24 protein-coding genes are annotated in these 24,935 nt (G+C 73.7%); 13 read left to right on the forward strand and 11 right to left on the reverse strand.

The annotated features are described in order from the left end of the window. Window positions 1–91: 91 nt before the first annotated feature. From ACSMXO_RS21970 to ACSMXO_RS21980, 3 genes are all read right to left on the reverse strand, one after another. Entirely contained in the window at window positions 92–1,588 is a 1,497-nt protein-coding gene (locus tag ACSMXO_RS21970; protein WP_455413577.1) for a cupin domain-containing protein, read from the reverse strand. A gap of 15 nt (window positions 1,589–1,603) precedes the next feature. Continuing rightward, the gene (locus ACSMXO_RS21975) at window positions 1,604–1,909 is read right to left on the reverse strand and encodes a hypothetical protein (protein WP_346261274.1); all 306 of its coding nucleotides are present in this window, start codon (window positions 1,907–1,909) and stop codon (window positions 1,604–1,606) included. A gap of 322 nt (window positions 1,910–2,231) precedes the next feature. Beyond that, window positions 2,232–3,254, reverse strand: coding sequence for a LacI family DNA-binding transcriptional regulator (locus tag ACSMXO_RS21980; protein WP_346261273.1), 1,023 nt, complete (start codon window positions 3,252–3,254; stop codon window positions 2,232–2,234). Window positions 3,255–3,511: 257 nt separating this feature from the next. Here ACSMXO_RS21980 and ACSMXO_RS21985 point away from each other — a divergent pair, with 257 nt between their 5' ends. Beyond that, the gene (locus ACSMXO_RS21985; RefSeq protein ID WP_455413578.1) at window positions 3,512–5,044 is read left to right on the forward strand and encodes a glycoside hydrolase family 43 protein; all 1,533 of its coding nucleotides are present in this window, start codon (window positions 3,512–3,514) and stop codon (window positions 5,042–5,044) included. Window positions 5,045–5,057: 13 nt separating this feature from the next. Here ACSMXO_RS21985 and ACSMXO_RS21990 read toward each other — a convergent pair whose 3' ends face one another. The 3 genes from ACSMXO_RS21990 to ACSMXO_RS22000 all read right to left on the reverse strand — a co-directional run bounded on the left by ACSMXO_RS21990 (window position 5,058) and on the right by ACSMXO_RS22000 (window position 7,149). Next, complete coding sequence (locus ACSMXO_RS21990) at window positions 5,058–6,029, reverse strand: GNAT family N-acetyltransferase (protein ID WP_346261271.1); 972 nt, start codon at window positions 6,027–6,029, stop codon at window positions 5,058–5,060. 63 nt (window positions 6,030–6,092) lie between these two features. Further along, entirely contained in the window at window positions 6,093–6,587 is a 495-nt protein-coding gene (locus ACSMXO_RS21995; RefSeq protein ID WP_346261270.1) for a YbhB/YbcL family Raf kinase inhibitor-like protein, read from the reverse strand. Between the two features lie 91 nt (window positions 6,588–6,678). Continuing rightward, the gene (locus ACSMXO_RS22000) at window positions 6,679–7,149 is read right to left on the reverse strand and encodes a DoxX family membrane protein (RefSeq protein ID WP_346261269.1); all 471 of its coding nucleotides are present in this window, start codon (window positions 7,147–7,149) and stop codon (window positions 6,679–6,681) included. 169 nt (window positions 7,150–7,318) lie between these two features. Here ACSMXO_RS22000 and ACSMXO_RS22005 point away from each other — a divergent pair, with 169 nt between their 5' ends. Then, window positions 7,319–8,326: a threonine ammonia-lyase gene (locus tag ACSMXO_RS22005; protein ID WP_455413579.1), complete on the forward strand. Its 1,008-nt coding sequence runs from the start codon at window positions 7,319–7,321 to the stop codon at window positions 8,324–8,326. Window positions 8,327–8,375: 49 nt separating this feature from the next. Here ACSMXO_RS22005 and ACSMXO_RS22010 read toward each other — a convergent pair whose 3' ends face one another. The 3 genes from ACSMXO_RS22010 to ACSMXO_RS22020 all read right to left on the reverse strand — a co-directional run bounded on the left by ACSMXO_RS22010 (window position 8,376) and on the right by ACSMXO_RS22020 (window position 10,949). Beyond that, window positions 8,376–9,554, reverse strand: coding sequence for a winged helix DNA-binding domain-containing protein (locus ACSMXO_RS22010; RefSeq protein ID WP_455413580.1), 1,179 nt, complete (start codon window positions 9,552–9,554; stop codon window positions 8,376–8,378). 90 nt (window positions 9,555–9,644) lie between these two features. Further along, on the reverse strand, window positions 9,645–9,938 hold the full coding sequence (locus tag ACSMXO_RS22015; RefSeq protein WP_455413581.1) for a putative quinol monooxygenase: 294 nt from the start codon (window positions 9,936–9,938) through the stop codon (window positions 9,645–9,647). 210 nt (window positions 9,939–10,148) lie between these two features. Continuing rightward, window positions 10,149–10,949, reverse strand: coding sequence for an SDR family NAD(P)-dependent oxidoreductase (locus tag ACSMXO_RS22020; protein ID WP_455413582.1), 801 nt, complete (start codon window positions 10,947–10,949; stop codon window positions 10,149–10,151). Between the two features lie 128 nt (window positions 10,950–11,077). Here ACSMXO_RS22020 and ACSMXO_RS22025 point away from each other — a divergent pair, with 128 nt between their 5' ends. The 7 genes from ACSMXO_RS22025 (at window position 11,078) to ACSMXO_RS22055 (ending at window position 18,489) form a co-directional block, all read left to right on the forward strand. After that, window positions 11,078–11,392: a BON domain-containing protein gene (locus ACSMXO_RS22025; protein WP_455413583.1), complete on the forward strand. Its 315-nt coding sequence runs from the start codon at window positions 11,078–11,080 to the stop codon at window positions 11,390–11,392. 112 nt (window positions 11,393–11,504) lie between these two features. After that, window positions 11,505–12,275, forward strand: coding sequence for an SIR2 family NAD-dependent protein deacylase (locus ACSMXO_RS22030; RefSeq protein WP_455413584.1), 771 nt, complete (start codon window positions 11,505–11,507; stop codon window positions 12,273–12,275). Window positions 12,276–12,481: 206 nt separating this feature from the next. Beyond that, window positions 12,482–13,951, forward strand: a complete 1,470-nt coding sequence (locus ACSMXO_RS22035) for an OFA family MFS transporter (protein WP_455419287.1) — start codon at window positions 12,482–12,484, stop codon at window positions 13,949–13,951. Beyond that, window positions 13,948–14,070: an MFS transporter small subunit gene (locus ACSMXO_RS22040; protein ID WP_318394143.1), complete on the forward strand. Its 123-nt coding sequence runs from the start codon at window positions 13,948–13,950 to the stop codon at window positions 14,068–14,070. The genes ACSMXO_RS22035 and ACSMXO_RS22040 overlap by 4 nt, the downstream gene beginning before the upstream one ends. Window positions 14,071–14,322: 252 nt before the next feature. Beyond that, on the forward strand, window positions 14,323–16,110 hold the full coding sequence (locus tag ACSMXO_RS22045) for a hypothetical protein (protein ID WP_455413585.1): 1,788 nt from the start codon (window positions 14,323–14,325) through the stop codon (window positions 16,108–16,110). After that, complete coding sequence (locus ACSMXO_RS22050) at window positions 16,107–17,576, forward strand: NADH-ubiquinone oxidoreductase-F iron-sulfur binding region domain-containing protein (RefSeq protein ID WP_346261260.1); 1,470 nt, start codon at window positions 16,107–16,109, stop codon at window positions 17,574–17,576. The genes ACSMXO_RS22045 and ACSMXO_RS22050 overlap by 4 nt, the downstream gene beginning before the upstream one ends. An 85-nt stretch (window positions 17,577–17,661) precedes the next feature. Next, window positions 17,662–18,489, forward strand: a complete 828-nt coding sequence (locus ACSMXO_RS22055; protein ID WP_455413586.1) for an inositol monophosphatase family protein — start codon at window positions 17,662–17,664, stop codon at window positions 18,487–18,489. On the opposite strand, the gene ACSMXO_RS22060 is transcribed toward ACSMXO_RS22055, so the two are convergent. Both ACSMXO_RS22060 and ACSMXO_RS22065 read right to left on the reverse strand, forming a co-directional pair. Then, the gene (locus tag ACSMXO_RS22060; RefSeq protein ID WP_455413587.1) at window positions 18,481–19,152 is read right to left on the reverse strand and encodes a class I SAM-dependent methyltransferase; all 672 of its coding nucleotides are present in this window, start codon (window positions 19,150–19,152) and stop codon (window positions 18,481–18,483) included. The two genes, ACSMXO_RS22055 and ACSMXO_RS22060, sit on opposite strands and share 9 nt — an antisense overlap. A gap of 168 nt (window positions 19,153–19,320) precedes the next feature. Then, entirely contained in the window at window positions 19,321–21,012 is a 1,692-nt protein-coding gene (locus tag ACSMXO_RS22065; protein WP_455413588.1) for a cholesterol oxidase substrate-binding domain-containing protein, read from the reverse strand. A gap of 268 nt (window positions 21,013–21,280) precedes the next feature. On the opposite strand from ACSMXO_RS22065, the gene ACSMXO_RS22070 reads away from it, so the two are divergent. From ACSMXO_RS22070 to ACSMXO_RS22085, 4 genes are all read left to right on the forward strand, one after another. Next, window positions 21,281–22,219, forward strand: a complete 939-nt coding sequence (locus ACSMXO_RS22070; RefSeq protein ID WP_346261256.1) for a ribose-phosphate diphosphokinase — start codon at window positions 21,281–21,283, stop codon at window positions 22,217–22,219. A 22-nt stretch (window positions 22,220–22,241) separates the two neighbouring features. Further along, the gene (gene rnhA, locus ACSMXO_RS22075) at window positions 22,242–22,718 is read left to right on the forward strand and encodes a ribonuclease HI (RefSeq protein WP_346261255.1); all 477 of its coding nucleotides are present in this window, start codon (window positions 22,242–22,244) and stop codon (window positions 22,716–22,718) included. Between the two features lie 66 nt (window positions 22,719–22,784). After that, window positions 22,785–23,546, forward strand: a complete 762-nt coding sequence (locus tag ACSMXO_RS22080; protein ID WP_455413589.1) for a Clp protease N-terminal domain-containing protein — start codon at window positions 22,785–22,787, stop codon at window positions 23,544–23,546. Further along, window positions 23,543–24,850, forward strand: a complete 1,308-nt coding sequence (locus ACSMXO_RS22085; RefSeq protein ID WP_455413590.1) for an MFS transporter — start codon at window positions 23,543–23,545, stop codon at window positions 24,848–24,850. Before ACSMXO_RS22080 ends, ACSMXO_RS22085 begins: the two co-directional genes overlap by 4 nt. Window positions 24,851–24,935: the final 85 nt, after the last annotated feature.

Genomic DNA, 24,935 nt, shown 5'->3' on the forward strand with positions numbered 1-24,935 from the left:
CGGACGTCGGGTCGGGACCGCGACCGCGTCGCGGAGCAGGCGGCGCGCGCCCCCGACGCCGCCGCCACAGAGTCGCGGTCCCGCCCTCGGCTCAGGCCGGGACCGCGACCGCCTCGCGGAGCAGGCGCCGGGCCAGCACGATCCGGTCGGCGTCGTCGTCCAGCCCGGGGAGGTCGCCGACCCGGTGCACCCCGCCAGAGAGGAACGCCCGGACCGCCAGCGCGCACTGGGCCGGGAAGGTCACCGTGCGGTCGAAGAGCGACAGCACCACCCGGCCCGGGCCACCGTCGTCGCCGGCCGGGTGGGCCGTCAACTGCCAGCGCAGGCCGTCCCGGGGGGCGAGCCGGCTGTCGGCGTCCAGCGCGGTGATCGCCGCCGCCTGGGCGAGCGGCCGGATCGGCGCCGGTCGGGCCGCCGGCCAGGCCCGGGCTCGCAGCCGGGCGGCGACCGCGCCGGGGTCGGCGCGCAGCAGCCAGTCCCGCAGCGCCTCGACGGTCGCGGTCAGCTCCGGCTCGACCTGGTCGACCTCGGCCACGTCCATCCGGAACGGCAGCGTGGCGCGCAGTCGCGGATCCTCGGCGGCCAGTTCCAGCAGCGTCTCGACGATGGCGTACCGGGTGAGGGCCCGGACGCCGACGGTCAGGTGCAGGCTGCTCTCGTCCTGTGCCCGGGCGCTGTGCAGCCATCCCCGGGGCAGGTAGAGCGCGTCACCGGGCCCCAGCACCACGTCCAGCGCGGGCGGGCCCTCGGCGACTGCGGCGACCTCGTCGGCCCGGCCGCCCCACGACTGCCGCTCCAGCGGGTCGGGCAGCACCGGCTCGTGGACCTGCCAGTGCTTGTGCCCGTCGACCTGGAGCACGAAGACATCGTGCGTGTCGTAGTGGGTGGCGAAGCCCTGGTTTCCCGGCGGCGTCAGATAGGCGTTCACCTGCAGCGGCTGGCCGAGGTGCAGGCCCAGCTCGCGGGTAAAGTCGATCAGTGGCGGCCAGGTCCGGTGCAGTCCCTGGAGCACCAGGGTGGCGCCGTCGGCGTAGAGCGCGAGGATCCGCTCGTCGAGCACCTGGTCGGTGATCTCCGCCCCGGCCCCGCCGCCGCCGGTGTACTGCCCGGTCGGCAGCACCTGCCCGTTCTTGGCAACCCGCAGGAACGGTGTACGCAGTCCGCGCCGACTGAGCAGTTCGTCGGCGTCGGACGGGCTGAGCAGGTCCCGGAAGCCGTCCGGGTTGCTCAGTTCGACCGCCCGGGAGAGCAGTGCGGCCCGTCCCCAGTACGCGGCGGCGAACTTCGCCGGCTCGACCGCCACGCAGCGGGCCAGGGCCGATCGGCCCAGCGTGCCGGTCCGCCCCACCGGGCCGGTGGACCGGGCCGGGCGACCGTCGCCGCCCGCCCCGGTCGCCGGATCCGGGGCGGCAACGGCCGGCGCCACCGGTCCAGGTGCCGCGGTCGGCCGCTCGGTCGGCGGCGCGTCGGGCAGGTCCGCCCGGGAAGCGTCCGCCGGGGAAGCGTCCGCCCGGGAAGCCTCCGCCGGGGAAGCGTCCGGCCGGCACTCCGGCGCGACCGTGCCGGTCGACCCGTCGTACTCGGTCATCGCCGGTGGCCAGTGCTAGCGGGCGGCGCTGTCGGCGCCGCCGTCCTGCTGCCCGGGTACCGCGCCCGCATCGGCCGGACCCTCGGCACTGCCGTCGGCCCCACCGTCGTGCTGCCCCGGGGTCGCGCCGCCGTCGGCCGGACCCTCGGCACTGCCGTCCGCACCGCCGTCGTGCTGCCCCCGGGTGGCTCCGGCGTCGGCCGGGCCTTCGGCGGCACCGTCGGCGCCACCGTCCCGGCCCAGCGGGTTGGCCCCGCCGTCGGCCGGCCCCTCCCCACCGCCGCCGCCCGTGGTCCGGATGTCGTCGTCGTCGAGTCTCATCGGGTGCTCCCTCGGGTCAGCGCCCCGCCGCGCGGCCGGGCGTCGCTACGCGGGTGGTGGTACCCCGCCCCCGATCACCTCTAACCCGGCAAACCGGTCCGCTCCCGTGCGCGGGTGACTCGCGACCCAGCGGACCGCTGGCGGTCAGCCGGTACGGCAGGTGGCGCGGTTCGGGGCAAAGTGCCTGCCCGGCAACGGCAGGCGATGCCGACGCATGCCCGGCGCGCACCGCCGCCCCGAAATGTCTCGACAGGCCACCCCGGCTTCTACCGGAAATCTCCCGGAAGTTCGTCCGGCAGGCACCGGGAACCGTCCGGGTAGATCACTTCCGGGCGTACGGCGCCGAGCTGTCCCGGACCACCAGGTCGGTGGAGAGCTCGACCCGGGGCGTGTCCAGCGGCTCGCCGCCGGCCAGCCGGAGCACCGTCCGGGCGGCCAGCAGCCCCATCTCGGCCAGCGGCTGGCGCACGGTGGTGAGCGGGGGCGACGCCCAGCGCGCCTCCGGCAGGTCGTCGAAGCCGACCACGCTGACGTCGTCGGGTACCCGCAGACCGCGCCGCCGGACCGCCTCGTACGCCCCGAACGCCATCTGGTCGCTGGAGGCGAAGATCGCCGTCGGCGGCTCGTCGAGGTCGAGCAGCGCGGCGCCGCCGGAGTAGCCGGACTCGTGGTAGAAGTCGCCGGGCACGATCAGCTCGTCGCGCAACGGGATGCCGGCGGCGTCCAGGGCGGCCCGGTAGCCGTCGAGCCGGGCCCGGCTGCACAGCAGTCGCGGCGGGCCGGCGATGAAGCCGATCCGGCGGTGGCCGAGCGAGAGCAGGTGCTCGGTGGCGCGCAGCCCGCCGGCCCAGTTCGTCGCGCCGATGGTGGGGATGTCGAGGTTCGGCACCCCGGCGGGGTCGACCAGCACCATCGGCACGTTCAGCCGGCGCAGCTCGGCGTGCACCGGCGGGGCGAGGTCGCTGGCGACCAGGATCACCCCGTCGGTGGCCCGGGTACGCAGATTCTGCAACCACTGCCGGGTCGAGGTCGACCGGCGGTGGATCGCCGAGACCACCGTGCCGACCCCGGAGGCGTGCGCGACGTCCTCCACCCCTCGGATGATCTCGACCGCCCAGGGGCTGTCCAGGTCGTTGAAGATGAGGTCGATCAGGCTCGCCCCGGCCCTCGGTCGGGTGGCCCGTCGGCGGTAGCCGTGCCGGCGGAGGAGTTCCTCCACCCGTTCCCGGGTCTGCGGCGCCACGTCGTTGCGGCCGTTGAGTACCCGGGAGACCGTCGGCACCGACACGCCCGCCTCCTGGGCGATGGCGGTGATCGTGATCCTGCGTCCTTCGTCGACCGTCACGAGGCAGCTCCTTCGTTGAGGCTCCAGCCTACGACCGAAACACTTTCGCGGGTGCACCGGCGTCGGTCGCGCGCCCTCCCAGTATTTTGCCGCAGGTTCCGGGGTTGACTGACCGCACGGTGGGCCATAACGTTCCGAGCGAGTTACGGAACAATTCCGGAAAGTTTACGCCGGAGAGGATCGTCCATGCCCCGTTCCGCCGCGACCACGATCCCTCCAGCTCGGACGGCCGGTGCCCAGACGGTGATCGATTCCTGATGGCGATCCCCGGCGACCCGGTCATCCCCGGCTTCCACCCGGACCCGAGCGTCTGCCGGGTCGGCGACGACTACTACCTGGCCTGTTCGAGCTTTGAATACTTCCCGGGCGTTCCGATCTTCCACAGCCGGGACCTGGTGAACTGGACCCAGCTCGGCAACGTCCTCGACCGGCCCAGCCAGCTCGTCCTGCCGCCCGGCACCCCCTCCTCCGGCGGGGTCTATGCGCCCACCCTGCGGCACCACGACGGCCGGTTCTGGCTGATCACCTCGAACGTCCCGCACGGCGGCACCCTGCTGGTCACTGCCGAGGATCCCGCCGGTCGCTGGTCGGAGCCGGTGCACCTGCCCGACGTGCTCGGCATCGACCCCGACCTGGCCTGGGACGACGACGGCACCTGCTGGTGCACCATCGCCGGCATCGACCAACTGCGGATCGACCCGCTCCGGGGGACGGTGCTGAGCCGGCCGCAGCGGATCTGGTCCGGCACCCCCGGTGCGCAGGCCCCGGAGGCACCGCACCTCTACCAGGTCGACGGCATCTGGTATCTGCTGATCGCCGAGGGTGGCACCGAACGCGGGCACGGCATCTCGGTGGCCCGGGGCCCGGCCCCGGACGGCCCGTTCGAGCCGTGCCCGGCCAACCCGATCCTCAGCCACCGCAGCACCGACCACCAGGTCCAGAACACCGGACACGGCGACCTGGTGCGGGCCGCGGACGGCTCGTGGTGGCTGGTCTTCCTCGGGGTACGCGCCCGGGGCGGCACGCCCGGCTGGCACGTACTCGGCCGGGAGACCTTCCTCGCCCCGGTCACCTGGTCCGACGGCTGGCCGGTGGTCGGGCCGATCGGCACGGTGCCGCGTACCACCGCCCCGTCCCCCGCGCCGGTGGGTGCCGCACCGGCGCGGGACGACTTCGACACCACCGAGCTGCATCCGCGGTGGATCTCGGTCCGGTGCCGCCCGCCGGAGGACGTCTCGCTGATCGAGCGCCCCGGCTGGCTGACCCTGCGGGCCCGGGGCGGCTCGCTCGACGAGCCGACGGTGACCTTCGTCGGCCGCCGGCAGGAGCAGCACGACGTCCGGGTACGCGCCCTGGTCGACGCCGGCATCGGCCGGGGCGGCCTGGCGGTACGCCTCGACGAGGCGCACCACTACGCGGTCGAGCTGGGCGGCGGCGAGGTCTGGGTACGGGCCCGGATCGGACCGCTGTGCCAGCGGATCGGCAGCCGCCCGGTCACCGGCCCGGTGGTGCTGCGCGTCGAGACCTGGGCCTCGGGGCCGGGTATGGACCACCCCCGGCAGGAGCCGGACGTGGTGCGGCTCGGCTACGAGGCGCCGGGCGGCGAGTTCGTTGTCCTCGCCGAACTCGACGGGCGATACCTCTCCACCGAGGTCGCCGGCGGCTTCACCGGGCGGGTGATCGGCTGCTACGCGACCGCCGACGCCATCGGGGTCGACTGGTACGACTACCGGGTCCTGGCCTCGCTGGACCGGGCCGAGGTGGTCGACGACGACCTCGTCGACGCCTGAGCCACCGACGTTCCTACCCGGTGCCGGCGGCGGCGACCGTCCGTTCGAAGACGACCGCCTCGTAGAGCGGGCTCATCCCCACCGACTGGTAGAGCCGGACCGGACCGATCGGGTTGCTCAGGTCGACGCCGAGCCCGGCGTACTCCCGGCCCTTGCCGGCGTAACAGGCGAAGGCCCGGGCCAGCAGCGCCGCGCCGACGCCCCGCCGCCGGTGTTCCCGCAGCACCGCCAGCTGCTTCACCCAGCCCTCGTTCTGGTCGAGGGTCTGGTCGGCGGACTGGAGGATGCCGACCGGCTCGCCGGCCACCTCGGCGACGAACCACTCGTCCCAGGCGACGCTGGGCAGCGCGGCCACCTGGGCCCGCCACTGTTCATAGCTGGCCGGCTGGTAGTCCGGGGTGTCCCGGAAGGCCGAGTCCAGGATCCGGTGGAAGGTGCGCAGCTCGGCGTCGTCCGTCGACCGGACCGGCCGGACCAGCACCCCCGGCGGCGGGGGCGGCGGCTCGGCGGCCACCCCGGCCAGCGGCCGGCGCATCCGGGCGTACCGCTTGACGAACTCGAAGCCGGCGTCCCGGAGTACGCCGATCCAGCGTTCCTCGGTGGGCAGCGCGAGCGCCCGTACGGTCATCGCGGCGAGGCCAAACTCGGCGGCCCGCTCCGCGGAGCGGGCGAGCTGCATTCTCAGCAGCGGCACCTGGGCCGGCAGCCCCAGCTCCGGGTGCACGTAGACCTCGACCGTCTCCCGGGGCCCCCGGTTGGAGTCCTCCAGGTAGGACCAGCCGCGCACCTCGCCGTCCGGGTCGAGCGCGAGCCAGGTGTCCCGGGCCAGGTCGAGGTCGGGTGCGGTCAACACCTCGCGTACGTCGTCGGCGCTGAAGTCGGGGTGTCCGAGCGCCGCGATGTCGCTGGCGTGCACGACGGCGAGGATCGCCGGCACGTCGTCGAGGCCGGGCCGGCGCACGGACCAGCCGGGGGGCAGTGGCATGTCGAGCATCTAACCCCGGTCGGCCGTCCCGCGCCGCCGATTTTCCCGCCAGCGGGCCGAGGGTCAGCGGGCGAAGGTGCCGACCATGTTGCCGCTGGCCAGTTCCAGTTGCCGCACCGCGTCGTGCACGTCCGGCGCCTGCGGCGCGCCGGGCAGTTCCAGCGGCCGGTTCACGGCGTAGAGCCGGAAGAAGTACCGGTGCGGGTCGTCGTTCATCGGCGGGTGCGGGCCACCCCAGCCGGTCGTGCCGAAGCCGTTGGCCCAGACCCGGCCGCCCGGCGGGGTCTGGCCCTCGTCGACACCGCCGGAGGTCGCCTCGATCCCGGTCACCAGCCAGTGCAGGAACGGCGTCCGCCCGGCGTCCCGGTCCTCGACCAGCAGGATCAGCTCGGTCGCCTCCTCCGGCACCTCCGACCACTCCAGTGGCGGCGAGATGTTGCCGCCGTCCCGGGAGAACCGGTCCGGCAGCCGGTCGTGGTCGTTGAAGGCGCGGCTGCGCATCAGGATCCCGGCCATGGCGTCGCCCTCCTCCCGGTTCGGGATCTCTCCGGCCGCCACCGGCCGACGACGCCGGTGGTGCCGCTCGTCTGCTTCCGGGCGTACCCGCAGTGGGCCGGCCGAAACAGCCGCCGGCCGGGTCGCCGCGCGGTCAGCCGCGACGCTTGCCGCACCGGCGTGCGATCTGCCGCCCGAGACCCCGACGCTTGCCGGCCGCCCGGTCGAGCAGATCGTCGAGGAGCAGGGTGAGGCCGGCCCCGATCAGCCAACTGTCCTTGGCGATCGGCACGCCCTGCTGGGTCGGGCGGGGGCTGCCGGGCTCGTGCATGCCGGGCGTCGCCCAGTACAGCCGCATCAGGCTGCCGCCGAAGCCGAGCAGGCCCAGCCCGACCAGCGCGGACGGGACGACCGGGAGCAGCAGGGCGGCGCCGAGGGCCACCTCGGTGCCGGCCATGAGCCGGGCGAACTGCTCCGGCGGGACCCGCTTGATCGGCGGGATCGCCCCAACCGCCATCCCGTGCATGCCCGCCGCCTCCTCGCCCTGGAGGTTCCACTTGGAAACGCCCGAGTTCAGCACGAACGCGCCGATCGCGAGGCGCAGCGGAAGATGGGACACGTTCATCGGTCGCTCCGCTCTGCCGGTACCGCTGTCCGGGCACACCTACCCGGATAGCCCGCCCGCACACCGGGTACCCCGAACGGCCGGTCCCGGCAGCGGCAGTACGAGATCATGGTCTTCCGGTACGCCCACCGGCCGGTCCGAGCCGCCGGAGCCGGTAACCTCCGTCGGCATGGTCGCGCTGATTCCCGCCGAACGGATCACGGAGGCGGCGAACCGCATCCGGCCGCACGTGCTGCACACCCCGACGGTGGCCAGTCCCGGGCTGGCCGAGGTACTGGGTGTGCCGGTGGTCCTCAAGCTGGAGACGCTCCAGCACTCCGGCAGCTTCAAGCCCCGGGGCATCGCCAACAAGCTGCTCTCGCTCTCGCCGGACGAGCTCGCCGCCGGGCTGGTCACGGTCAGCGGCGGCAACCACGGGATGGCGCTGGCCGAGATGGCGGCCCGGATGGGCGTCCGGGCCACCGTCGTGATGCCGGCGAAGGCTCCGGCCCGGTCCGCCGCCCGGGTCCGGGCCACCGGTACGGAGCTGGTGCTGACCTCCGACGTCGCCGCCGCGTTCGATGTCGCCGAGCAGCACCGGCGGCGCGGGATGACCTACGTCGACCCGCTCGGCGACCCGGCCCTCGTCGCCGGGCACGGCACGGCGGGCGCGGAGTTCGTCGCCGACCGGCCGGACCTGACCGACGTCCTGGTCAGCATCGGCGGGGGCGCCTTGATCTCGGGGGTCGCCACCGCGATCAAGGCGGCGAAGCCGGGGGTACGGATCTGGGGCGTGGAGACGGTCGGCGCGGAGTCGATGTCCCGGGCGCTCGCCGCCGGGCACCCGGTACGGGTCGACGTCACCTCGATCTCGACCACGCTCGGCGCGCCGACGGTCACCGAACTGACCCTGGCGCACGTCCGGGCGTACGTCGAGGAGGTGCTGCTGGTCTCCGACGCCGAGGCGGTCGACGGGGTGCTGACCGCCGCCGAGGAGGCCAAACTGTGGCTGGAGCCGGCGGCCGGCTGCCTGCTGCCGGCCGCCCGGCGGGTGGTCGAGCGGGTCGGTGCCGACGCCGTGCTCGGGCTGCTCTGCTGCGGTGGCAACGTCACCGTGCCGGACGTGCTCGGCTGGGCCGCCCGGACCGGTGCCCGGCCGGAACCGCTCGCCCCGCCGCCGGCCGCTGCCCGGCACTGAGCCGGGGGCCGGTACGTGCGGTGCCGGCCCGACTCGCGGTGCGGCCGGGTCAGCCGGAGAGTTCCCGTTCCAGCGGGGTACGGAACTGCGGCGTGATCCGGGCCTCGCCGAGCCGTCCGGTCAGCTCATCCACCGCCGCCTCCACCGCGCCGACCGCCTCGGCGCCGACGTCCTCCAACAGCCGGTACGCGATCTCGCCGCCCTTGCGCTGGGCCCAGCCGCCGACGATCCGGCCGTCCCACCACACCGTCGGGCCGATGTTGCCGGACCGGTCGAAGAGCCGGGAACCGTGCCCACCGAGGAACCACTCGCGCCGGGACCAGCCCATCGGAGTGGGGTCCAGACCGGGCAGCAGCGCCGCCCACGGCTCGACCGGGGACACCGGTTCGAGGTCGTCGGGGAGCAGCAGTCCGGTGCCGCCGTCCAGTTCCACCTCGACCGGTTTGACCCCGGCGAGCGCCCGGCGCGTCTGCCCGACCGTCCACCCGGCCCACCAGCGCAGGTCCTCGGCCGGCGCCGGCCCGTACCCGGCCAGCCAGCGGCGGGCCAGCTCGACCTCGGCCTCCTCGGCCGTCCACGGCTCCGGAGCCACCCGATACCACCGCTGCGCTAGCGACCAGCGGTACGGGCTGTACCGCCAGGTGCTGCGCGGCCGGCCCCGGACGATCCGCCCCTCGGCGGCGAGCAGCAGAAGCAGCCGGGCGACCACCCGCTGCCGGCCCTCGTACGACTTGCCCCTGGCCAACACCAGTGGCTGACGCAGCCGCTCGTCCTCCTCGGCGAGTTCCGCCGAGGTCACCTCGCCGCGCGCCTCGATCGCCCGCAGCGCCACCGCCTCGACCTCGGCGAGCCAGCGCTCGACGTCGTCGGCGACGCCTGCCTCGGCGAGGAAGCCGAGCAGCTTGCGCCGCTCCCGCCCGGCGACGGTCCGGGCCGCCGCCTCGTGCAGCACCGGCACGGACTCGACCGGGGTCACGAACATGGTCCGGCGCATGGCGAGCATCCGGATCAGGGTCCGGTCGTCGTAGAGCACCCGGTCGACGGTCCGGGCGTCGATGTCGGCGCCGGCCAGCCGGGCGAAGAGCGCCAGATAGACCGTGGGCGGGTCGGAGGCGTGCAGCGCCACCAGGTCTCGGGCGACCTCAACCGGATCGTCGGCCCGGGCGTCGGCCGCCAGACGGTGCCGCCGGCCGATCCTGGCCCGCCGCTCGGCCACCTCGATCCGCACCCTGCCTCCTCACCCGCCGGTCCGCCGAACCCCTGTCTAGCAGAGTGGGCGGACGACTCCGGGCAGCCGGGCCGGGCCGCGCGGTCGATGCTATCCGGGTACGTCGTACGTCTCGACGACGCGGCGCTCCAGGCACGGCACGAGCTGTTCGACGGCGAGCTCCCTGAAGTGCGGCGTGTCGCGGTGCGCCTCGAACGCCTCGCGGGACGCGTACCGTTCGAGCAGCACGATGGTGCGGTCGTCGTCCAACTGCTGGTAACCCACGAAGGAGAGGCATCCCGGCTCGGCACGACTCGCCTCGATGAACCCGGGCAGCAGCGCGCGGACCTTCTCCTCCGCACCGGCAGAGATCGTCCAGTGGGCGACGACGAGCAGTTCGGCCATCGCAACCTCCCTTCGTGACGGCCCGAGGTCTCGGCGCCGATGGTCATCCTGACGGACACACCATCGGCACCGAGACTCCGCCCCCGGATCGGCCCCGCCGGCCGGCGGGGTAGGGCCGCGCCCCCCGCCCCGGTCAGCCCTGCCCGAACGAGCCGATGTTGACCATCCGCACGCGCAGAACTGTCTGCGGCACCGGTGCGGGACGCCGTGTTACGGAACGATCGCGTCGACGTAGCCGCCGTCGACCCGGACGGCCGCGCCGGTGGTGGCCGAGGCGAGCGGCGAAGCCAGGTAGCTGACCATGTTGGCGATCTCGGCGGGCTCGATCAGCCGCTGGAGCAGGGACTGCGGCCGGTGCAGCCGCATGAACTCGCGCTGCGCCTCGGCCCACGACAGGTTCCGGTCTACGAGCTGGTAGACGAAGTCCTCCACCCCGCCGGTGTGGGTCGGGCCGGCGATCACCGAGTTGACCGTCACGCCGGTCCCGGCGGCGGCCTTGGCGAACCCCCGGGAGACGCCGAGCAGCGCCGTCTTGGAGACCCCGTAGTGGATCATCTCGGCCGGGATGGCCACCGCCGAGTCGCTGGCGATGTACTGCACCCGTCCCCAGCCGCGTTCCATCATCCCGGGCAGGTAGCTCCGGGTCAGCCGTACCGCGGCCAGCACGTTGACCTCGAAGTAGCGCCGCCACTCCTGGTCGTCGATCTCCAGCGCCGGGCGGGCGCCGAAGATGCCCAGGTTGTTGACCAGGATGTCGATGGCGGGCAGCAGTTCGAGGGTCCGCGCCGTGCCGTCGTCGGTGGCGACGTCGGCCGGGACCTCGACCACCTCGGCGTCCGGCACCTCGGCCCGCAGCGCGGTCGCGGCCCGCGCGACGCTGTCGGGGGTACGACCGTTGACCGCCACCCGCGCGCCGGCTCTGGCCAGCCCGGTGGCGATGGCGGCACCGATGCCCTGGGTCGATCCGGTCACCAGCGCGGTCCGGCCGGTCAGCTCGATCTGCACGGTCATGAGGCTCCCCAATGATGTGAGCGGTCCGGGAGGACCGGCACGTATCACTACAGATCCGACCGTAGTGCCGTACCCGGACGGCGGCGCGGCGGGCACCACCCGCCGGTGGTACCCGCCGCAGGGGCGACGTGGCGTCAGGGCTGCCGCCGCACGATCGGCAGGCTCGCCCAGATCCGGCCGAGTCCCCAGGCGTCGGATCACCCGGCCTGGGCGAAGAGCGCGTCGACGACGTACTGCGCCGGATGCTGTCCATCGAGGAGGGCGTGATCCGGGTCGCCGTCCGGGACGGCGTGCTCTCGCTGCGCGGCCGGGTGGACCGGCGCAGCACCGCGCAGATCGCGGTACGGCTTGGCTACGCGGTGCCGGGCGTGGCGAGCGTGACCGACCGGTTGGAGTACGCCTACGACGACGTCGAGGTCCTCGGGACGGGCATGATCGCTTGAGGGTCCCCGGTTCCGGGGTGGCTTCGCGGCCGGAAGGGCCCGCGACGGTCGCCGGGTCTGCCCGCCGATAACCTGTCGCTCCGGCCGGCGCCGCTACCTACGATTGGCCGCCATGGAGGACGTGGAGATCCCCGGGTGGGCCCGGGACGTACGCCGGGTGGCGGTGCTGACCGGGGCCGGCATCTCCACCGACTCGGGGGTGCCCGACTACCGGGGCCCGGACGGGGTCTGGACCCGGGACCCGAAGCTCGCGGACGCGTTCACCCACGACCGCTTCATGGCCGACCCGCAGGTGCGGGCCCGGTTCTGGCGGACCTATCTGGGGCACGCCGCCTGGCGGGCCGAGCCGAACGCCGCGCACCACGCGCTGGCCGAGCTGGACCGGGCCGGACTCGCGGTGCGGATCCTGACCCAGAACGTCGACGGCCTGCACCAGATGACCGGGATCGCCGCCCGCAAGGTGCTGGAGCTGCACGGCAGCATGCGCTCGGTGGTCTGCACCGGCTGCCGGGCACGGTCCGGCGCGCGGGCGACCCTGGACCGGGTGGCGGCCGGCGAGGCCGATCCGCCGTGCCGGGACTGCGGGGGCATCCTCCAACTCGCGGTCGTGCTGTTCGGCCAGTACCTCGATCCGGACACGCTCGACCAGGCCAAGCGGATCGCGGCGGCGAGTCAGCTGATGCTCGCGGTCGGCAGTTCGCTGCTGGTCGAGCCGGCCGCCTCGCTGTGCCGGCTCGCGGTGGGGGCCGGTGCCCGGCTGGTGATCGTCAACCGGGACCCGACCCCCTACGACGACCTGGCCGACGAGGTGATCCGGGAGCCGATCGGCAGCGCGCTGCCCCGGATCGCCGCCGCGCTCACCGCCACCGTCCGGGCGGGCTGACGACCGCGTACGGTATACGAACTACCGTTCGTCTCAGCCGATCGACCGCCCGCCGATCGGTGAGGCATCGATGATCAAGGCAGCGCGCACCGGGGGCTAGGTTCCGGGCGAAGAGCAAAGCCACCGTGGCCGGCGTCGACCCGGGACGACCCATCCGGGGTACCGCGCCACGCCCGCCCTGCCCGCAAGCGAGGTACGCCGTGTCGCTGATGTCCGCACTCGACCACCAGCACACCGTCGCCCCACCGGGATACAGTCGCTGGCTGATACCACCGGCGGCACTCTCCGTGCACCTGTGCATCGGTCAGGCGTACGCAACGAGTGTCTACAAGAACTCCCTGATCGCGCACTTCGACGCGAGCCAGACCGCGATCGGGGTGATCTTCAGCATCGCCATCGTGATGCTCGGCCTCTCGGCGGCGCTCGGCGGGACCTGGGTGGAGTCGAACGGGCCGCGCAAGGCGATGTTCGTCTCCGCCTGCTTCTGGAGCGCCGGGTTCCTGGTCGGCGCGCTCGGCATCGCGACCGGGCAGCTCTGGCTGGTCTACCTCGGCTACGGCTTCCTCGGCGGCATCGGCCTCGGCATCGGCTACATCTCGCCGGTCTCGACACTGATCAAGTGGTTCCCGGACCGCCCCGGGCTGGCCACCGGTCTAGCGATCATGGGCTTCGGCGGCGGCGCGATGCTGGCTAGCCCGCTCTCCCGGCAACTGCTCTCGCTCTACGACTCCGGCTACGACCCGGCCAACTCCGCCTCGGTCGCCTCCGGCGGCGCCCTGGTCGGGCTCTTCGTCACGCTGGGCGTCGGCTACTTCGCGATCATGATGTTCGGAGTAGTCAACGTCCGGGTGCCGGCGCCGGGCTGGCGCCCCGCCGGCTTCGATCCGGGTACGGTGGCCGTCAAGCCCCTGGTGACCACGGCGAACGTCTCGGCGTCGAACGCGATCCGGACCCGGTCGTTCTGGCTGCTCTGGGTCGTGCTGTTCTGCAACGTCACCGCCGGGATCGGGATCCTGGAACAGGCCAGCCCGATGATCCAGGACTTCTTCCGGGACGGCGGCACCTCCAGCGTCACCATCGCGGCGGCCGGCGGCTTCGTCGGGCTGCTGTCACTGTTCAACATGGCCGGCCGGTTCGTCTGGTCGTCCACCTCGGACGTGATCGGGCGCAAGCCGATCTACCTGGTCTACCTGGGCGTCGGCATGGTGCTGTACGCCCTGCTCGCCCTGGTCGGCTCCACCGCGACCGCGCTCTTCGTCCTGCTGGCCTGCGTCATCCTCTCCTTCTACGGCGGCGGCTTCGCCACCGTGCCGGCGTACCTGCGGGACCTGTTCGGCACCTACCAGGTCGGCGCCATCCACGGCCGGTTGCTGACCGCCTGGTCGGCGGCGGGGATCGCCGGTCCCCTGATCATCAACGGCTTCCTGGACGCACAGGGCAAGCCGGGTACCCTCACCGCCTCCGCCTACCGGCCGGCACTGTTCACCATGGTCGGTGTACTGGCCATCGGGTTCGTGGCGAACCTGCTGATCCGGCCGGTACCGGACCGCTTCCACGAGCCGGTCCGGACGGCGGAGACGCCGGTTCCGGACGCCACAGAGGGTGAGCGGTCCGACACCCCCGACGCCGCCACGGCCGCCGAGGCGACCGGGACCGAGAGGAGCACCACCCGATGACCGGGCAACCGAACAACCAGTCCGGCCGACTCTGGATCTCGTGGCTGCTGGTCGCCGCACTCCTCGGGTACGGCGTCGTACAGACCGTCATCACCGCGGCGAAACTCTTCACCGGTTGACCCCGGATTGCCCACCCCCGGGGGGCAGCCAACTCCACCGATCGTGAAACATAATCGGCACGGGACTCATCCCCCCGGCCCGTTTTCCCGTACCTGATGTGGGTCGGACCGCCGTCGAGCGACGCGCGGCGGTACGACTCCGCCCAAAGTGGCGCGATCAGGACAGGGCACAATGGGCGGCCGTGCTCGTCGCGCGACGAGCGGGCAGGCGGGGCGCGGTGGTGGGCGCCGAGGCGGAAGATCGAGGAGCAGATGGCCCGGACGAGACAGATGCAGCGTGCCAGCGTCCCCATGAGCTTCACCAGCCGGGGAAGCACACCCAAGCCGCAGGGTGCGGTAGCGGTGCTCGTCGTCTCGACATTGGCGGCGGCGTGGGCGGCGGCGATGCTGAGCCCGATCGGTGGGCTGATCAACGCCTACATGTTCGTCTACATGACGTTCTTCGCCGGGCCGGCCACCCTGGTGTCACTGAGCCTGACCGTGATGGTCGGTCTGGTGGCGACCGACCGGATCGTCCTGCTGATCCGGCACCGGGTACTGCTCCAGTCGGCCCACCGGTCACTCGGCATCATCGCGGTCTTCTGCCTGGTGCTGCACGTGCTGACGAAGATCGCGGCCGGGCACATCAGCCCGGACAAGGCGCTGCTGCCGTTCGTCAACGGCGCCAACGTCTACGTCGGGCTGGGCACCGTCGCCGGGGCGATGATGGTGGCGGTGCTCTGGACCGGTCTGGTCCGGGCCCGGTTCGCCGGAGTCGGCAAGCCGTGGCTGTGGCGGACGCTGCACAGCATCTCGTACGCCGCCTGGCCGATCGCGCTGGTGCACGGGCTCCAGGCCGGTCGGGCCGCGGCCACCTGGGTCACCCTCAGTTATCTGCTCTGCGTGGCTCTCGTGCTGGCGCTGCTGGGTGTCCGGCTCTCGGTCACGCTTGGTCGCAAGCGTGCCGAGCAGGGCCAGACCACCGGCGCGCTGTCGCCGGTCGGCCGGCCCGGCAAGCCGGGGCGGCCGGGCAAGCCGGGTAAGCCGGGCCCGATCGGCCGGACCAGTTCGATGGCGCCGGCCAAGCGCCGGACCGCCGACGAGATCCGGGCCAGCCGGGCCAACTCCCCGGGCCGGGACAGCGGCCGGAGCCGGCGCAGCCGGTGGGAGGACGACACCTTCGCCGGCCGGCGCGGCGGCCGGAGCAATCGCTGGGACGACCCGGACACCCTGAGCGGGCGGCGCGGCGAGCCGGGGAGCAGGTCCGCCCGCGACGACCGGGACACCTACGGCGGCCGGATGGACGACACCCAGGGCGGTGGCCGGCGTCGCCGCGAGAGCCTCTCCGACCTGCGCGGCGGTGCGGAGGCGGCGATCGACGCCTGGGCCCTGGCCGGAGAGCTGGACAGCACCCACGCGCCCCGGGGCCGGTCCGACCGGTTCGCGGTGCCCGAGGTGCCGCCGCCCGGCAGCATGTCGGCCGGCGCGGACCCCGACGGCGACCTCACCGACGCCGAGGTGCCCTGGGACAGCCCACGGCGCTGGGCCGCCGACGGGCCGGGAGACCCGTGGGAGCGTCCACGGGGCGGCGAGGACGACGCGATGTACCGCCGGCCGCGCGCCTGGGACGACACCGGCCGCGACGAGCCCGGCGAGAGCCGGCGGTCGCGCCGGGACACCGACGGGTCGGGGCGGCGGTCGTGGCGGGAGCCCGAGGACGAGCCGACGTCGACCGGTGCGACCCGGGCGGGCCGGCGACGGCGGGCCGCTGACGAGGAACCGGCCGACCGTTCCGGACGGCACAGCCGGGCGCGCGGCGGCGACGACGCCGAGGAGAGCACCGCGGAGTGGGGCCGGGCCGCCCGGTACGAGCCCAACCTCGTCGCCCGGGCGGACGACGAGGATGACGACGACGACAAGCCTGCCCTGATCGACCTCGCCACCCGCCGGTCCCGCAGGTCCGACGAGCCGCCCAGCCGGTCCTCCCGGCGCGGGGACGACTCGGACGAGGCGGCCGAGGAGGGCGCGTACTGGACCAGTCTGAAAGGTGAAGCGCGGTGAGTCTGACCGCCGTACCCCCGGTCGCCTGCTTCGGCGAACCCCGGCTCACCGCCGGGTTCGACGAGTTCGGCCGGCTCGACCTGGCCGCGCACGAGATGGTGCACGGTGCCGTCAACCCGCTCTCCCCCAAGGGCCTGCTCCGGCTGGTCGAGGGAATCGAGCTGAAGGGCAAGGGTGGCGCCGGCTTCCCGTTCGCCCGCAAGTTCCGGGCGGTGCTGGAGTCGGCGGACCGCCAGGACCTGCCGACCGTCGTGGTGGTGAACGCGACCGAGGGCGAGCCCGGCGCCTGGAAGGACAAGGCGCTACTCACCCGCGCACCGCACCTGATCCTGGACGGAGCCGCGATCGCCGCCTACGCCCTGGACGCCGACGAGATCGTCATCGGCGTCGCCGACGACGGCATCGGCGAGGCGTCGCTGACCGCCGCGCTGGCCGAGCGCCGGATGCCGGTACGCACCGGCATCGTCACCGTGCCGCACCGGTTCATCTCCGGCGAGGGCGGCGCCCTGGTGCGCGGGATCAACGGCGAGGCGCACATCCCGCCGGGGCGCAAGGTGCGGGCCAGCGACACCGGGGTGGGCGGCCTGCCGACGCTGCTCTCCAACGCCGAGACCTACGCCCAGCTCGCCCTGGCGGCCCGGCTCGGCCCGTACGAGTACGGCACGGTCGGCACCGCCGACGAGCCCGGCACGGTGCTGCTCACCGTGACCGGCGCCGCCGGACGGCCGGCGGTGGTGGAGTGCCCGACCGGCATTCCACTGCGGGACGTGCTGGAACTCTGCGAGACGCCAGAGGGGCCGGGCGTGCTCACCGGCGGTTACCACGGCAAGTGGATCAGCGCGGAGGGTGCCGCCACCGCCGAGGTGTCCCGGGCCGGTTTCGCCAAGGTCGGCGGCGCGCTCGGCGCCGGCATCATCATGCCGCTGAGCGCCGAGGTGTGCCCGCTCGGCGAGGCCGCCCAGGTCGTCACCTACCTGGCCGGTGAGTCCGCCGGGCAGTGCGGGCCGTGCCGGCTCGGCCTGCCGGACCTGGCCCGGTCGCTGGACCTGATCGTCGGCGGCAGCGCCGCCGCCGAGGTGGTCCGGGCGGCGGCCGGTGCGGTGAAGGGCCGCGGCGCGTGCAGCCACCCCGACGGCACGGCGCGGTTCGCCACCTCGGCACTGGAGATCTTCACCGAGGACCTGGAGGCGCACGCCGCCCGGGGCACCTGCGGCAAGAAGGTGAAGGGCATCCTCGGGCTGCCCAACGCGGCCGACGCCCCGACCTCGAAGCTGGTGGTGGACTGGTCCCGCTGTGACGGGCACGGGCTCTGCGCCAGCGTGGTGCCGGAGTTCGTCCGGCTGGACTCCAACGGCTTCCCGTCGTTCCCGTCCACCCCGGTGCCGACCTGGCTGGAGGGGGGCGCCCGCAAGGCGGTACGGATGTGCCCGGCCCTGGCCCTGCGGATGACCCCGGTCAACGGCTGATCGTTCACCGGCCCGGAAGGCCCCCTTCCGGCCGTCCTCGCCACCCGGCCGCGTACCGGACAGCGGCACGGGCGAGGATGGGTCCATGGAAGACGATCTTCTCCTGGCCCGGCGGGCCGCGCTGACCGGTGCCGCCGTCGCCCTCCGGTACGTCGCCGACCTCGGCCGGCTCGACCGGGAGCGCAAGGCGGACGGCAGCGTGGTGACCGAGGCCGACCGGGCCGTCGAGGCCACCATCCGGGAGGTACTGGCCGGGGCGCGGCCCGACGACGCGATCCTGGGCGAGGAGGTCGGGCAGACCGGGCGGGCCGCCCGGCGCTGGATCGTCGACCCGATCGACGGTACGGCCCAGTTCGTCGCCGGGGACGACCGCTGGCAGGTGCTCGTCGCGCTGGAGGAGGCCGGCGAGATCGTCGTCGGGGTGGCCGCGCTGCCGGCACAGCGGACGATCTGGTGGGCCCGGCGTGGCACCGGTGCCTACCAGGCGGAGATCTCCGGGACCGAGGTGACCGGAGAACGGCTCCTCCGCTCCGGCGAATCCGGCGCGGCCGACCCGCTGCCCGGCAGCCGGCTCGGGGTGGTACCGCCGGACGAGCAGGTCTACCCGGCCGAACGCGAGATGATCGCCCCGCTCCGGGCGGTCACCACGCCGACCTCGTGGCGTACCCACGCCGCGCTGCTGGTGGCCCGGGGCGAGCTGGACCTCGCGGTGCAGACCCGGGGGCAGGTCTGGGACTTCGCCGCCACCTCGCTGATCGTGACCGAGGCGGGTGGCCGGTACAGCGGATTCGACGGGCGGTCCCGGCCGGCCGCCGGACCGTCGCTGTTCGCCCGGACCCCGGCACTGCACGACGCCGCGCTGCGCCAGCTCGGCGGCGCCGGCCGGCCCGGGCCGGCGACCGGTTCAGCCTGACCGACGGGCCCGGACGGCGAAGACGATCGGGGTGGGTGCGCCGCCCTCGGCGAACCGCTCGAAGGCCAGCCCGGCGTCCAGGAACATGTGCAGCAGTTCGGCCAGCGGACGGTGCGTCGCGCCGACCTTGTCCCGGATCCCCTGGTCGGTCCAGGACTCCTTCGTCCAGTTGCTGTCCCGGTAACCGGGGCGGATCAGCACCGCGTCCCGGTCGGCGCGGTCGGCGAATCCGCCGCAGAAACACGGGTGGACGCCGACGTGCACGAAGGTCCCGCCGGGGGCCAGCACCCGGGCCGCCTCCCGGAGCACCGCCGGATATCCGGGCATGTCGGTGTGCACCATCACCGCGACGACCGCCGGCAGCGCACCGTCCCGGACCGGCAGCCGGGTGGCGTCGCCCCGCACGATCGGCAGGCGGCCGCGGGCGTACCGGAGCATGCCGGCCGAGAGGTCGACCCCGAGCGGCGTCCGGCCGAGGGCGCGGACCGCGTCGGCGTACGCCCCGGTGCCGCAGCCGAGCTCCAGGCAGGGTCCCTCGCCGGGGCCCAGCAACAGGCGCAGGGTCCGGCCGATCTCCAGATCGTCGTCGGCAACGGTGCGCTGGGACAGGAACTCCGTCTCGTACCAGTCGGCGATCTCGTCGTACGCCGCGCCACCACGCATCGGTTCCTCCCCCGGTCGGCTGCACGGTTCCGGCTCCATTTCCGCATCACACACTGGTGCCGGGCCAGCCGTGTTCGCTCAGGGCGCAGGCCGACCGGGGCAGCGGGCCCCGGATGGCGACGGTCGGCCGGGTGCCCGGCCGGCCGTCGGTTCAGCGGGTGAGCGGGATCAGGGCGTGCCGGGCAGCAGCACGTCGAGGAAGGCGTTGCTGAACACCCGGTGCGGGTCGTAGCCGTTCAGCTCCGCCACCGCCCGGTCCCAGGTCGGGTCGGGCGCCTGCCGGTAGGAGTCCGGCACCGTCCGGGTCAGCATGGTCGGGTCGGCCCAGGCGGCGGAGTCGGTGTAGCCCCAGCCCTTCGACCACTCGACCCGGCTGCCCGCGTACGAGCCGGTGTAGTTGGTGAAGAAGAAGGTCTCCATCTCCCGGTAGAAGGCGTGCGCCCGGGGCGCGGTCGGGAAGGTCAGCACGTCGAACCAGACCACGGTGTCCCACTCCGGGTGGTCGGCCCGGGGCCGGGCCGCGGAGAGCGCCGGCGGCTCCGCCCCGGGTACGCCGACGTCGGCGGCCCGGTCCAGCCCGGCGACCCGGATCTCCACCTGGCCGGTGACCGGGAACTCCCCCCGGGCCTGGTACCCGGCCAACTGCCGCTGGTAGAACCGGGCGAACTCGTGCACCACCCGCTGGATCGAGCCCCGGTTGGTGTGCACCGCGTACCCGTTGGCGGTCTCCCGCAGCGTGGTCGGCTTGACGTAGAGCAGCAGGTTCTTCGACGGCCCCCACAGGTCGGTGGCGAGCGTGCCGGTCAGCCCGGCGGCGGCGGTGGTGTACTGCACCTGCCCGAACGTCGGGGTCAGCGCCCACGCCCCGGTCAGCAGTTGCTCGGCCAGCTCCGAGACCGGCTCCGGGACGTTGTCGGAGAAGACGTAGTTGTACGGGGTGACCACCGGGCGGGAGGTCAGCGGCCGGGTCGGGCTGACGCTCCAGACCTTGAGCCACGGGTTGTCGGTGAAGGCGAACCAGATCGCCTCGACCCGCCCGGCCGCCGCGACGTGACTGGCCAGGGTACGGCCGCCGGTGCCCGGGGCGGCGAACAGTTCCGACGCGGGGATGTCGACCCGGCTGACGCACCGGAGGTTCTGGTTGGGCCCGACCCGCATCGTCACCTCGGTGACGAACGCCCGGCCGACGTGGGTGAGCAGCGCCGTACAGTCCGGATCCGAGCGGTCGAAGGTGCGCAGCGCGTACCCGCCGGCCGCCGCGTCCCAGACCACGGCGGTGAGCGACAGGATGAGGTTGCTCAGCGACCCGTAGGTGTGCCCGGGTGCCAGCGTCTCGCCGTCGGCCGGCACACTGGTGCCGTGGCCGTTGATCGCCAGCACCCCGCCGACGCTCAGGTCGCCGGGGGCGGGGGTGTTGGTCACGCCGAGCCCGTGCTCCTCCAGGAACGCGAGGAAGTCCTCCATCGAGGCGCCGGCCTGCACGCGTACCGCCGCGGGCGCGGTGGAGAGCACCGCCATCGCGGTCAGGTGCCGGGTGGTGTCCACCAGGATGGTTCGGTCGGCGGCACCGTCGGCCGGTACGGTCAGCGGTGCCCAGGTGTGCCGGTGGCCCCGGGCCCGCACCGAGTAGCCGTTCCGGTACGCCCAGTTGGTCACGGTCACCACGTCGGCCGCCGTCCGGGGGGTACAGGTCCAGACGCCGTCGGCCTGGATCTCGCCGGCCCAGTTGCGGTACGCCGCGCGCTCGACGGGTACCTCCGCCGGAAAGTCCGGCGGTGCCGGGCCGTCCCCCGGCGTCCACAGTGTGCCCAGTGCCGTCACGGCGGACGCTTCGAGGAAGCCGCGTCGGGTGAGAGCCATCTCGTTCCCCTCTGCTCGGACAAGGTCGACGCCGGCCGCGAAAAGATCGTTGCCGGCGCGAAATGATCGCGCCTTACCCTGGGGCCGCTCGACGGAACTCGGTCGGGCGGACAAATGGGGGTCGCTGAGCAAAGCGACAACGCCGGCACACCGCCGTCAACGGCGGCAGATCACCGCCAACCCGGCAGCCAGCGAGCCGGCGGGAACCGGGCCCGGCACGCCACGCCCGGCACCGGCCGCCGGGTCGCCGTTTCACTAGAGTGGCCCCGTGCGTGACATCGCGGTCTTCTCCGGCAGTGCCCACCCCGAGCTGGCCACCGAGATCTGCCACCACCTCGGCGTCCCCCTGCTCCCGACCCGGATCTCCCGGTTCGCCAACGACTGCCTCGAGGTGCAGTTGCAGGCGAACTGCCGGGAGCGGGACGTCTTCCTGATCCAGCCGCTGGTGCCGCCGGTGCAGGAGCACCTGGTGGAGCTGCTGCTGATGCTGGACGCGGCCCGGGGCGCCTCGGCGGGCCGGATCACGGTGGTGATGCCGCACTACGCGTACGCCCGCAGCGACAAGAAGGACGCCCCGCGCATCTCGATCGGCGGGCGGCTGGTCGCCGACCTGCTCACCACCGCCGGCGCCAGCCGGATTCTGGCCGTGACCCTGCACTCGCCGCAGGTGCACGGCTTCTTCAGCATCCCGGTCGACCACCTGCACGCGCTGCGCGAGCTGGCGACGCACTTCCGGGGGTACGACCTCACCGACACGGTGGTGGTCTCGCCGGACCTCGGTAACGCCAAGCAGGCGGCCGCGTTCGCCCGGATGCTGAAGGTGCCGGTGGCGGCCGGGGCCAAGCAGCGGTTCTCCGACGACAAAGTGGTGATCAGCACGGTGATCGGTGACGTGGTCGACCGGGACGTCATCGTGCTCGACGACGAGATCGCCAAGGGCAGCACAGTGTTCGAGCTGCTCGACCGGCTGCGCGAGCAGAAGGTGCGCAGCGTACGGGTGGCCTGCACGCACGGCCTGTTCGCCTCGGCGGCGCTGCGCCGGCTCTCCGCGGAGCCGGACATCGCCGAGATCGTCTGCACCAACACGGTGCCGATCCCGGCGCGGGACCGCACCGACAAGCTGACCGTGCTCTCCGTCGCCCCGGCGCTGGCCGAGGCGATGCGCCGGATCCACAACGGGGAGTCGGTCAGCGCCCTGTTCGGCTGACCCGGCAGGGTATGTTGCCCGGGTGACAGAGCAGGTCGTGCAGATCTACACCGACGGCGCGTGCAGCGGCAATCCCGGTCCGGGCGGCTGGGGCGCGGTGCTGCGGTACGGGACGGTGGAGAAGGAACTCCACGGCGGCGAGGCGGTGGCCACCACCAACAACCGGATGGAGCTGATGGCGGCGATCCAGGCCCTGGAGAGCCTGACCCGGCCGGTGACGGTGCAGATCTACGTCGACAGCACCTACGTCCGGGACGGCATCACCAAGTGGCTGCCGAACTGGAAGCGCAACGGCTGGCAGACCGCCGCGAAGCAGCCGGTCAAGAACGCCGACCTGTGGCAACGGCTGGAGGCTGCCGCCGCCCGCCACCAGGTGCGGTGGCACTGGGTCAAGGGGCATGCCGGGCATCCGGAGAACGAGCGGGCCGACCAACTCGCCGTCCGGGGCATGCGGGAGGCCACCGGCGGGCGGGGGCGCCCGTCGGTCGTACCAGCCTGACCGCGCAACACCGGGCCGGTCAACCGTAGGTTGACGGATGACGGATCGTCAACCTACGGTTGACGCATGGAACGACTGCCGGTCCGCCTCGACGACCTCATCGCGTATGTCCACCGCCAGCACCCCACCGGGGACGCCCTGGAACGGCTCACCGACGCGGTACTGGTCGGCGAGTACCTCGGCGACCTCGCCGACCACCTGATCGGGCACTTCGTCGACCAGGCCCGCCGTTCCGGTGCCTCCTGGACAGACATCGGCCAGAGCATGGGGGTCAGCAAGCAGGCCGTGCAGAAGCGCTTCGTGACCCGGCGGTCCGACCAGGACGAGCAGATTCCGGCCAGCGCCTTCGCCCGGTTCACCGACCGGGCCCGCAACGTGGTGACGCAGGCCCAGGCGGAGGCCCGGGACGCCGGCAGCGCCGAGGTCGGCACCGCACACCTGCTCCTCGGCATCCTGCACGAACCCGACGGCCTGGCCGGCCGGGCACTCACGGCACTGGGCGTCTCCGCCGAGGCGATCCGGGCCGGCGTCCGCGCCGCCGAGCCCGGAGCCGCGGCATCCGACGATCCGGTCGGGCCGCCGGAGGCGGCGGAGCACCTGCCGTTCTCCGCTGACGCCAAGCGGGTGCGGGACCGCACCTTCGCCGAGGCGCTGCGGCTCGGGCACAACTACGTCGGCACCGAACACATCCTGCTCGGACTGCTGGCCGCCCCGACCGAGCCGGGCGCCCGGATCCTGACCGGACTGGGCGTGACCCGGGACCGGGCCGAGGAGTGGATCGTCGACACGCTGCGGGACATGTCCCGGTCGGCCAGTTCCGGCAGGTGAGCACCGGGACATCGGGCGCCGGGACGCTCTGGCGCAGCCGCGACTTCCCGCTGTTCTGGACGGGTCAGGCGCTCTCCGCGCTGGGCGACTCGTTCTCGCTGCTCGCCGTACCGCTGCTGGTGTTGCACGCGACCGGCTCGGTGGCCCGGATGGGCCTGCTGACCGGGCTGGTCGGGGCGGCGTCGGTGGCAGCCGGGATCTTCGCCGGCCACCTGGTCGACCGGGTGGACCGGCGGCTCCTGCTGCTCGGCTGCGACCTGTTCCGGGCCATCGGGTACGCCAGCATCCCGGTGATCTGGCTCTTCGCACCGCAGCTCTGGCTGCTCTACCTGGTCGCGCCGGCCTGCGCCGCCGCGGGAATGGTGTTCCAGGTCGGCTACGTCGCCGCCGTGCCGGCGCTGGTCGGTCCGGCCCGGATCACCCGGGCGAACGGCCAGCTCTACGCGACGTACGCGGCGGCCGGGATCATCGGTCCGGTACTGGCCGGGCTGCTCTCCTCGGCCGTCGGGCCGACCGCCGCGCTCGCCGTCGATGCCGGCACCTTCGCCCTCTCCGCGCTCGGCCTCTGCTTCGTCCGGTTCCGCAGCCAGCCGACGCACCGGGCCGGGGACGCCGCGGCGGACGTACTCGACTCCGGGCCGACTCCCGGGGCCCGGGCCGGCCGGACCGGCTGGTCGGACCTGTTGGTCGGGATCCGGTTCCTCTGGCGGCACCCGGTGCTGCGCACGTTGACGGTCCTGCTGTCGTTCCTGACCTTTCTCACCATCGGGCTGACCGACGTCTTCATCTACCACGTCAAGCACGACCTCGGCGGCTCCGACGGCACCGTCGGGCACGTCCTCGCCGCCGCGGCCGGGGGCACCATCGTGGCCGCGCTGCTGGTCGCGCCGGTACGCCGGTCGCTGGGCTTCGGCACCTGCTGGATCGGGGCGTACGCGCTGGGCGGGCTGGCCGTCGCCGGTGCCGGACTGACCCGGGACGTACCGGCGCTGGCCCTGCTGGTCGCCGCGTACACGTTCGGGACCAGCCTCGCCGGGATCTGTTCGATGTCGCTGCGCCAGCAGGTCACCCCGGATCATCTGCTCGGCCGGGTGACCTCGGCGTTCTGGACCCTGCACTCCGCGCTCGGCCCGCTCGGCGCGGCCGTGCTGACCGGGGCGGTGGCCCGGTACGGCACCGCACCGGTCTGCCTCGCCGCCGGACTGACCTGCCTCGGCATCGCCGCCGCCGGCACGCTGACCCCGATCCGGGTGCCGCGTCCGGAACTCGTAGCGGCCCGGACCGCCGATCCCGCCTCGGGCTGAACATCTCGGGGCTTGGTCACTCGTCCGCAGGTGATCGCACCCGAGGTCCGGCAAGCTTTGTCCCGGGGCGCCGAATACCCGCGCA

The sequence above is a fragment of the Plantactinospora sp. DSM 117369 genome, assembly GCF_053764795.1.